The 1,036-nt window shown below is 61.1% G+C and carries 2 protein-coding genes; both read right to left on the bottom strand.

The window, feature by feature from the left end:
* A partial coding sequence (locus EOL86_15635; GenBank protein ID NCD27002.1) for a hypothetical protein occupies positions 1-274 on the bottom strand: 274 nt, incomplete at its 3' end.
* Positions 271-1,036: hypothetical protein (locus tag EOL86_15640; GenBank protein NCD27003.1), on the bottom strand; the 766-nt coding region annotated here is incomplete at its 5' end. The genes EOL86_15635 and EOL86_15640, both read right to left, overlap by 4 nt.

A 1,036-nucleotide genomic window follows, 5' to 3' on the forward strand; every position in this document is an offset into this window, starting at 1 on the left:
CGGCAAAGCTGATGCGCACGACCGGATGCTCCGTGTCCCAGTTCCAATGATTTTCCAGGTACAGGCCCTCGAACAGGGCGCGATTGCCGGCAAAGGCCTCGCCCAGCGTGTCCAGGAACAGGGATTTGCCGAAGCGTCGGGGCCGGGACAGGAAATAATAACTGCCGCCGTTGGCCAGGCGCGCCACGAACGGTGTTTTGTCCACGTAGTAATAGTCGTCTTCGCGGATCTTGGCGAAGGACTGGATGCCGATGGGCAGTTTTTTGCGCGTCATGCCACCTCCCAGCCCACGATTTGCCGCTTGGCCTTGGAAAATTCGATGCCGATCTCGACAATCTCCACCCCGGGCGCGCGGTATTTGGCGGCATAGTCCCGCGCCTTGAGCTGGGCCAGGGCCTCGCCCGTGGGTGTGTCGCCGTCGATGACCTTGAACTCCAGGACATAGACCCGCTGGCCCTGGCGGATGCTCAGATCGCACCGGCCCTGATTGGAAACGTCCTCGCCGACCAGATCCAGGCCCAGGGCCGCCAAATGGCTGTAAAAGACGCTGGCGAAATAGCCTTCGTACTGGGCAATGGGGTTGTTGCGGTACCAATCCAGGGGGATGCTCGCGAAAAGACGCTCGAAATGGGCGCGCAAATTTGCCTGATCGTTTTCGGTCAGCCAGCCGTAGAGGGCCAAGGCACGCTCCATGGCCTCGGCCGGGTGGGGCAGCCAGGCCCCGAGCAGGGCCCGGTTCAGGGCCGTGCGTACTTCCTGATTGGGCAGACCAAGATAATAGACCGGGCCGCCCGGAGTCTTGTGATGCTCCTTGAGGGTCAGGTAGCCCGTCTGCCAGAGCATGGCCTCGGGCCGGATGAAATCGACGTCAAAGGCCGAGAGCAAGTCCTCGGTGGCGAAAAGTTTTTCCAACTGGGGGGAATGAAACCGGCGCGCCTTGAGCCAGTCGATCAGAAACGTGGGCGTGCCGGTCTCGAACCACCATGCCCGAAATTCGCGTTCCTGAAACAGCAAAAGCACGTCGAAGGGATTGTAC

It is taken from the genome of Deltaproteobacteria bacterium (assembly GCA_009930495.1).
GTDB lineage: Bacteria > Desulfobacterota > Desulfovibrionia > Desulfovibrionales > Desulfomicrobiaceae > Desulfomicrobium.